The sequence below is a fragment of the Brooklawnia sp. genome, assembly GCF_049651565.1.
Taxonomy (GTDB): domain Bacteria; phylum Actinomycetota; class Actinomycetes; order Propionibacteriales; family Propionibacteriaceae; genus Brooklawnia.
On the sequence record NZ_JBASCI010000141.1, the window covers coordinates 1 to 8,597 of the forward strand.

Consider the following 8,597-nt stretch of genomic DNA (forward strand, 5'->3'; position numbering starts at 1 on the left):
GTCGGCTGTGGCCGCAGGTGCTCGATGAGGTGAAGAGCCGCAAGCGGTTCACCCACGCGCTGCTCAGCCAGAACGCGCACGTGGTCGAGGTGCGTGGTCGTGAACTGCTGCTCGGGTTCAGCAGCCAGGGCACCCTGGAGCGGTTCCAGAGCGGCGGCAGCGTCGACGTGCTGCGAGACTGCCTGATCGAGGTGCTCGGGGCCGACCTGCACATCCAGGCGTCGGTCGACGGCGGGCCCTTGCAGCAGAGCTGCCAGCCACCGGCCGTTGAGCTTCCGGCGCAGCGCCCGCCCGCGGCGGCAGCCGTCCAGCGGGCACCCGCACCGGCCAACCACCGGCGTCCACCCCAGCAACCTGAACGCACCCTCGACGTCCCGCCGCCCCCGGAGCCGGACGACTGGGTCGGCGAGGACGACGAGATCCTCGACGAGACCGGCGTCGACGCGGCCGAACTGCTGGCCCGCCAACTCGGCGCCCAGATCATCGACGAAGAAGAGCTCTAGGCAACCCTCCACGAAAGGACAGCCATGTTCCCCGAAGGCATGGACATGAACGCCCTGCTGCAACAGGCGCAGGCGATGCAGGAGCAACTGCAACAGGCGCAGGAGGAGCTGGCCAACTCCACCTTCACCGGCAGCTCGGGTGGCGGCCTGATCGAGGTCACGATCACCGGCGGCGGCGAACTGATCGGGCTGCGGATCAGCCCGGAGGCGGTCGACGTGGACGACCTGGAATCGCTCAGCGACCTGATCATCGCAGCGTTCCGCGACGCCAGCGGCAAGGCCGCCGACCAGGCCCAGACCATGTTCCCCGATCTTGGTGACATGGGTGGCATGGACCAGATGGGTTTGTGAGAGGCGAGGTTGTACGACGGACCAGTCCAGGACCTGATCGACGAGTTGGGACGACTGCCCGGCATCGGACCGAAGAGCGCCCAGCGGATCGCCTTCTGGATGCTGGACCAGCCACCCGAGGACGTCGAGCGGCTGGCGAACGCGCTGCTTCAGCTGAAGGAGAAGGTGCACTTCTGCAAGGTCTGCTTCAACGTCACCGACCAGGAGGTGTGCCGGATCTGCCGGGACGTTCGCCGTGACCCGAGCTCGATCTGCGTGGTCGAGGAGAGCAAGGATGTAGTGGCGATCGAGCGCACCCGCGAGTTCCGCGGACGCTACCACGTGCTGGGCGGGGCGATCAGCCCGATCGCGGGTCGCGGCCCGGGCGACCTGCACATCGCCGAACTGGTCAGGCGGCTCTCGGACGATGCCATCACCGAGGTGATCCTGGCGACCAACCCGAACCTGGAGGGGGAGGCCACCGCCACCTACCTGAGCCGGCTGCTCGGTCAGACCCCGGGCATCCAGATCAGCCGGCTGGCGTCGGGGCTGCCGGTCGGGGGCGACCTGGAGTACGCCGACGAGGTGACGCTCGGACGCGCGTTCAGCGGCCGCCGCTACGTCGACTAGCCATCCGGGCCATCCGGGCGTTCGCCGCCTGCCGAACTTTGGTCGCCAACCCGGCGCTAGCGCAGCGGCTCGCCGCGCTCCCTGCGGTAGACCTCCACGCCGCCCCAGAACCCGACCCCGTTGATCCTCACCACCGGGCCGTCGGGGTGCGGCTGCCGGGCCGGCCGGGCCTGGTCGATCTTCTCCCAGCCGAAGCCGCCCATCACGCCCACGCCAGTTATCCGGACATCCATCTCCGGCGGGACGATGACCTCGATGCCACCCATGACCGCGATGCAGGTGATGGTGGTTTCGGGGCTGACGAAGACAGCGTCCCGCAGGTCGAGGGTGGTGCCGCCCCAGAAGCCGATCGACACATGGGTCGGGGCGACCGTCCAACGGCCGACTTTCTCCATGCCGCTCATGACGCCGACCGACAGGGTTGAGGCGTCGCTGTCATCGGTGGCGTACCGCCTGGCCGGCAGGTTCGCGTCCGGGTCGGACTGCCAACTGTCCTGCACCGCCTTGCCGCCGCTGTTCGGCACCAGGGCGCCGCCGGGGTAGGCAGCCGGTCCTGGGGCGCCGGAGAGTCCGCCGATGTCTGCGGTCAGGGCTTCGAGTTCGTCGGTGTAGGTGGCGGTGAACAGTTGCTGGTTGCGTTCCTGGAACTCGTCGCGGGTGATGCGTCCCGCCCGCCAAGCGCTGGTCAGCGTCTCAATTGCCCGTTGCCGGTCGGCGTCCCCCGCCCGAAGTCTGGAACCTTGCTGCCATTGCTCGGGATTCTCGGTCATGGCAGCACTCTAGGTGCGCGTGCTTCGGTAGCACACCCCAGCAGGAAAGACGCTGGTGAGTCCGGCGTTGCCCGGGCGCCAGCCGCGCCCAGTGATTGGGTGCAGGAAGTGTTGGTCTGGGCGATCGGACGCACCCGCTGGATCGGCCGGCCGCGGGCCCAGGGATTGGGTGCAGGAAGTGTTGGTCTGGGCAATCGGATGCACCCGCTGGATGGTGGCAGCGGGTCACGAGCCAGGGTCGGGATCTCCGAACGCCGAATCGCCGGGCAACGCCTCGCCGGGCGGCGAACCGGGACCGGGCCGCCCCCGTCCGGGGATCTCCGAGCCGCGGAACACCGTCTTTCGTAACAACCAGTCGATGATGGGCCCAAGGATCACCCCCACCGCGACGGCGACCAGCACGCCCAGCAGCTTGTGCTGCCCGAACCAGTTGCCGGCCACCACCCCGACCACGACGCTGTACGCCGACCACAGGCTGGCGCTGGCCGTGACCACCAGCATGAAACGGCGCTGGGAGTAGCCGACGATCCCGCACACCATGTTGATCGCGATCCTCACCCCGGGAATGAACCTCCCGACGACGATCACCGTCGCCCCCCGCGCGAGTATCTCCTTGCGGGCCCAGCCGAACGCGGCCGCCACCTTGGGCCGCTCCAGCAGCAGGTTCTGGCGTAGCCAGCGGCTGCGTCCGATCATGAAGGCCAAGTTGTCGCCCACCCAGGCCGCCACCGCCGACACCACGAAGAGCAGCACCAACAGGTGCTTGGGTTCATGCACCAGGACCGAGGCCATCGAGATCACCAGCGACTCGCTCGGAAAGACCGGCACGATGGCGTCCAGGATGATGAACGTGGCCAGCCACAGGTAGCTCCATCCCGAGGTCGATGCCGCGACGATGAACTCGCTGATCTGATCCAACATGCGGCTGGTTCTCCAAACGGTCGGGCCGCCTCCAGTGTTGCATGCAGCCCAATTTCGGTTCACCGCTCGGAGCGTCCTACAATCGGTTGCGCTGCTGCAAGGCTGTGATGGGGCCATCACCTCGGAGCTGCCGGAAGAACAGCCGGGTTTCCCGGCCTACTAGAACCGGCCGCAGGGCACGAAAACGAGTGGGGACGCCGCGTGCGTCCCAACAGGGGTGGTACCGCGGACGCCCAGGCCGGCGCGTTCGTCCCTTGCAGCAACGACGACAAGGGACGCACCGATGAGCCAGATCAAACAGCCGCAACCGGGCAGCTACCGCGCGGTTCCTGCCCAACTCGACCTGGTGGCGATGGACCACGAGGTCCTCGAGCTCTGGCAGCGCGGCGACACCTTCCACCGCAGCTGGCAGGCGACCGCCGACGGCGAGCCGTGGACCTTCTTCGAGGGTCCGCCCACCGCCAACGGCCACCCGGGCACCCACCACATCGAGGCGCGCGTCTTCAAGGACGTCTTCCCCCGCTTCAAGACCATGCAGGGGCGCCGGGTCGACCGCAAGGCGGGCTGGGACTGCCACGGTCTGCCGGTCGAGCTGGCCGTCGAACAGGAACTAGGGCTGGACGGCAAGGCTGAGATCGAGCAGTTCGGGGTCGAGAAGTCCAACCAGATGTGCCGGCAGTCGGTGTCGCGCTACGTCGGTGAGTTCGCCGAACTGACCAACCGGATGGGCTACTGGGTCGACCTCGACGATGCCTACTGGACGATGTCGGCCGACTACGTCGAGTCGGTGTGGTGGGCGCTCAAGCAGATCTTCGACAACGGTCTGCTGGTCGAGGACTACCGGGTGACGCCGTACTGCCCCAAGGACCAGACCGCGCTCAGCGACCACGAGGTGTCGCAGGGCTACGAGGACGTCATCGACCCGTCGGTCTACGTCCGGTTCCCGCTCACCAGCGGACCATGGGCCGGCGCCACCATGCTGGTGTGGACCACCACGCCGTGGACGCTGGTCAGCAACACCGCGGTGGCGGTGCACCCGAAGGTCACCTACGTGCGGGCCACCAACGGCGCGGAAGACCTGGTGGTCGCCGAGCCGTTGTTCGACGCCGTGCTCGGCCACATCCACACCGAGGACGGCCAGCCGGCCTGGCACGTCACCGACAGCATCGTCGGCGCCGAGATGGAGCACTGGGACTACCGGCGTCCGTTCGAGCTGGTGCAGTTCACCGGCCGAGCCCACTACGTGGTGCTGGCCGACTACGTCACCACCGCCGACGGCACCGGCCTGGTGCACCAGGCGCCCGCCTTCGGCGCCGAGGACATCCAGATCGGCCGGCAGTACGGACTGGAGATCGTGAACCCGATCCGCAGCGACGGCACCTTCGAGCTCAGCCTCGAACTGGTCGGCGGTCAGTTCTTCAAGACCGCTGACAAGGACCTGGTGGCCGACCTGGTCGAGCGCGGGCTGCTGTTCGCCGAGCAGCCGTACTCCCACTCCTACCCGCACTGCTGGCGCTGCCACACCCCGCTGATCTACTACGCCCAGCCGTCCTGGTACATCCGCACCACCCAGGTCAAGGACGCGCTGCTGCGCGAGAACGAGGCCACCAACTGGTACCCCGAGCACATCAAGCACGGCCGCTACGGCGACTGGCTCGACAACAACATCGACTGGGCGCTCAGCCGGTCGAGGTACTGGGGGACGCCGCTGCCGATCTGGCGCAACGACACCGACCCCAGCCAGCTGGTCTGCGTCGGCTCGCGAGCCGAACTGGGGCGACTCGCCGGACGCGACCTGTCCGACCTGGACCCGCACCGGCCGTTCGTCGACGACGTCACCTTCACCCTGCCCGGCCAGCCCGGCACTTTCCGGCGGGTTCCGGAGGTGATCGACGCATGGTTCGACTCCGGCTCGATGCCGTTCGCGCAGTGGGGATACCCGTGGGTGGCCGGTTCCAAGGAGAAGTTCGCCGAGCACTATCCGGCTGACTTCATCTGCGAGGCGATCGACCAGACCCGCGGCTGGTTCTACACGCTGATGACGGTGGGCACGCTGGTCTTCGACCAGTCCGCCTACCGCAACGTGCTGTGCCTTGGGCACATCCTCGCCGAGGACGGCCGCAAGATGAGCAAACACCTGGGCAACATCCTCGAGCCGATCCCGCTGATGGACCGGCACGGGGCGGACGCGGTGCGCTGGTTCATGGCCTGCTCCGGTTCACCGTGGTCGGCCCGGCGGGTCGGGCACACCGCGCTGCAGGAGACCGTCCGCAAGGTGCTGCTCACCTACTGGAACACCGTGGCGTTCCACTCGCTGTACGCCCGGGCCAATGGCTGGACACCGACCGGCCAGCCGCCGGCAGTCGCCGACCGGCACGTGCTGGACCGTTGGCTGGTCTCGGCCACCCAGCAGCTGATCGTGGACGTCACCACCGACCTGGAGGACTTCGACACCCAGCACGCCGGCGCCCTGGTGCAGGGCTTCATCGACGACCTGTCGAACTGGTACGTCCGGCGTAGTCGGCGGCGTTTCTGGGACGGCGACCAGTCGGCGCTGTGGACGCTGCACGAGACCCTGCACCAGCTGACCCGGTTGATGGCGCCGATCACCCCGTTCATCACCGAACGAGTCTGGCAGGACCTGTTCGTCCCGACCGACCCGACCGCGCCGGACTCGGTGCACCTGGCCGACTGGCCGACCGCGGACGAGTCGCTGATCGACGCCAGGCTCGTCCACTCGATGGAGCTGGCCCGCCGCCTGGTGGAGCTCGGACGTGCTGCCCGCGCGGAGGCGAAGGTGAAGACCCGCCAACCGCTGTCGCGGGCGCTGATCGGATCCGCGGCCCGGGCCCAACTTGACGACGAACTGGTGGCCGAGATCACCGCCGAACTCAACATCGGCGCGATCGAGACCTTCAACGCCGCCGGTGACGTGGTCGACTACTCTGCCAAGGCGAACTTCCGGGCGCTGGGCAAACGGTTCGGCAAGCAGACCCCGGTGGTCGCCGAGGCGGTGGCGACCGCCGATGCCGCCCGGCTCGCGGCCGACCTCGCGGCGTCCGGTGTGGTGACGGTGACCGCGCACGGGGTGGGGACGGTCGAGTTGGGTGCCGAAGACATCTTCGTCACCGAGCGGCCCCGCGAGGGCTGGTCGGTGGTCGAGGAGGATGGCCAGACCATCGCGCTCGACCTGGAGCTGACCCCGGCGCTGGTGTCGGCCGGGCTGGCGCGGGAGGCGATCCGGTTCATCCAGGAGACCCGCAAGGCGTCCGGCTTCGACGTGTCCGACCGGATCACCCTGCAGTGGGCGGCCGATCGTCCGGAGCTGGCTGAGGCGGTCAGCTCGCACACCGAGCAGATCGCTGACGAGGTGCTGGCAACCTCGATGGGCCAGGGCGAACCGGATGGTGAATGGGCGACCGACGACGAGCTCGGGTTGCGCATCCTGGTCGCGAAGGCCTGAGTTGCCCGGGGTGGCGTCCGGGTGGCGGGTGGCGTCCCGCGACGAGTTGCTGGACGCCAGCGGCGCCGACCCGTACGTAGCATGCGAGGTGCCGGTCGACGGGGTCGGACTGGTGGGGCCGCAGGGCTGGGTCGCGTTGCGCGGTTGGGACGACCACCGCGCCGGCGCCACCGCGGTGCTCACCACCCAACCCGATGCCGCGGCCGGTGTTGAACTGGTGGCGGCCACCCACCGGCTGGCGTCCGAGGGCGGCTGGCGGCTGGCCTGGTTCACCTGTGAGGACGGCATCGAGCTGCCGCTGGCCGAGCCATGGCAGGCCGGTGGCAACTGGGTCTGGATGTCGACCACCCAACTGGCCGATGACGACGCCCAATGGCCGCTTGTTGAGCTGGACGATGATGCGGACGCCGAGGAGTTGCGGGCTTTCGCGCTGCCGATCAACCCGCTGTGGGAGGGCGACCCGGGCCAGGGCAGGAACCGCTACTGGCTGGGCGCCAGGGACGAGACGGGCAGGCTGATCGGCTGCGGCACGGTGCACGACACCGCCACCGGCGTGGGCCACCTGGCCGGCCTGGTGGTCGACCCGGCCGTCCGCGGGCGCGGGCTGGGCCGCGCCATCACCCGGGCTCTAAGCGTACGGGTGCTGGCGTCCGACGGCATCACCACGTTGTCGGCGTACGCCGACAACGACACGGCGATCGCGGTGTACCGGCGGGTCGGCTACCGACTGGACCACCGCTTCCGGTCCAGGTTCCTGGAGCCCCGGCGCTAGTGGCCGGTCGGGCTCGGCGATTGTGCCGGTCGGGAATTCCGGTTTTGGCACGCTGGAGCGCCATCTGCAGCAGTTGAATCGGTGTAAGCCAAGTTCAGGGTGCCGAAACCGGAACTTCCGCACTCATCGGGTCAGCTGGCGCGCACCGCCGCCACGTGGCTGCCCTGAAGGTGGTCGCATGGCCGGTCAGGTGAGCTCGGCGTCGTGCACGACCACGTGGCCTCCGGTGTCGACCGATCTCGGCGTGAAGGTGACGCCTCAATAGAGGAAGAACGGGAAGAAGTCCGGGTTGTGACCTGAGTTCCACAACTAAGGCCTGATTTAGTGCCCCGCTCAGCGAGGGATCTTGGCGAGGATGGCTTCGGCTTCGGTGGTGAGGCGTGGCTGGGCCTGGATGGGCTGGCCGGTGATGGTGATCGTGACCGTCCGGAGGGGTCGAAGTGTCTGCACGAGGCGTTTGATGGTGACGCCGGTCTGGTCCTGGAGGTGACGGGAGACCGCGAGCGCGGCGAACACGATTGTGAGGTGGGCCTCGATCGGTTCGCGTTTGCGGTGGAAGATCGGCCGAGCCTGGAGGTCTCCCTTGGCCATCCGGAACGATTCTTCGACGTGCCATAGGTCCCGGTAGGCGGCGACCACGGCTGCGCCGTCCATCATGTCGGGGCCGATGTTGGTGACGTAGCCCTTGAAGCCGGCGCAGAACCGGGCTCGTTCGATGACGTCCCAGTTGACCTCGGCCTTCTTCCCGTCCGCGTCGTTGGTGACCTTAACGAACCGGTCACGGGCCACCGGGCGTAGCCCGGCAGCGATCTTCTCGGCCTTGATGACTTGGGCGTTGATGGTCTTGTCGTCTCGCTTGTGCCGCTTGAAGGAGTAGTGATACACAACTCGGCGGGTTCGTCGCTGCCGGCCGGTGCCCATCTCGCGGGTGGTTTCGATGGTCGAGTCGTCGGGGGTGTAGTTGCCGTGGCGTTCGAAGTGGTCGCCCAGGTCGTAGGGCACATGCGATTGACGGGAAGCCACGATGAACCGGCACCCGGCATCCTCCAGCCCGTTGAGGTTGTCCGCCGACAACATCCCTGGGAGGTGTCAGATGGTCTGTGTAAGCGATGGGTCTCCAACTGAGAAGGAGATTGACTGTGAGCATGACCCACGACGAGATGACGACTGAGGATCTGGATCAGGTCCAGGTGGATCAGCAGGCCGAA

Annotated in this window: 6 protein-coding genes and 2 pseudogenes; 5 read left to right on the plus strand and 3 right to left on the minus strand. The window is 68.0% G+C overall.

Annotated features, from left to right (window positions below; translation table 11 throughout):
- The 3 genes and pseudogenes from WBL05_RS06715 to recR form a co-directional block, all read left to right on the plus strand.
- A pseudogene (locus WBL05_RS06715) lies at positions 1 to 503 on the plus strand (DNA polymerase III subunit gamma and tau); the annotation flags it as partial.
- Between the two features lie 24 nt (positions 504 to 527).
- Positions 528 to 854 carry a YbaB/EbfC family nucleoid-associated protein gene (locus tag WBL05_RS06720; RefSeq protein WP_424224646.1) on the plus strand — a complete coding sequence of 109 codons (327 nt, stop codon included), beginning with the start codon at positions 528 to 530 and terminating at the stop codon, positions 852 to 854.
- A gap of 9 nt (positions 855 to 863) precedes the next feature.
- Positions 864 to 1,463 (plus strand): recombination mediator RecR, encoded by a 600-nt coding sequence (gene recR / locus WBL05_RS06725; RefSeq protein WP_424224647.1) that lies wholly within the window; start codon positions 864 to 866, stop codon positions 1,461 to 1,463.
- A gap of 56 nt (positions 1,464 to 1,519) precedes the next feature.
- Here the strand turns inward: recR and WBL05_RS06730 are convergent, their stop codons facing one another.
- Positions 1,520 to 2,233, minus strand: coding sequence for a DUF1707 SHOCT-like domain-containing protein (locus tag WBL05_RS06730; RefSeq protein WP_424224648.1), 714 nt, complete (start codon positions 2,231 to 2,233; stop codon positions 1,520 to 1,522).
- Between the two features lie 225 nt (positions 2,234 to 2,458).
- On the minus strand, positions 2,459 to 3,154 hold the full coding sequence (locus tag WBL05_RS06735) for a DedA family protein (RefSeq protein ID WP_424224650.1): 696 nt from the start codon (positions 3,152 to 3,154) through the stop codon (positions 2,459 to 2,461).
- A 283-nt stretch (positions 3,155 to 3,437) separates the two neighbouring features.
- Between WBL05_RS06735 and ileS the strand changes: the two genes are divergently transcribed.
- Together ileS and WBL05_RS06745 are read left to right on the plus strand one after the other, a co-directional pair.
- Positions 3,438 to 6,617, plus strand: coding sequence for an isoleucine--tRNA ligase (ileS, locus tag WBL05_RS06740; RefSeq protein ID WP_424224651.1), 3,180 nt, complete (start codon positions 3,438 to 3,440; stop codon positions 6,615 to 6,617).
- A 10-nt stretch (positions 6,618 to 6,627) separates the two neighbouring features.
- Positions 6,628 to 7,389, plus strand: coding sequence for a GNAT family N-acetyltransferase (locus tag WBL05_RS06745; protein WP_424224652.1), 762 nt, complete (start codon positions 6,628 to 6,630; stop codon positions 7,387 to 7,389).
- A gap of 333 nt (positions 7,390 to 7,722) precedes the next feature.
- Here WBL05_RS06745 and WBL05_RS06750 read toward each other — a convergent pair.
- Positions 7,723 to 8,469: pseudogene (locus tag WBL05_RS06750) on the minus strand (IS1634 family transposase); the annotation flags it as partial.
- Between the last annotated feature and the right edge of the window lie 128 nt (positions 8,470 to 8,597).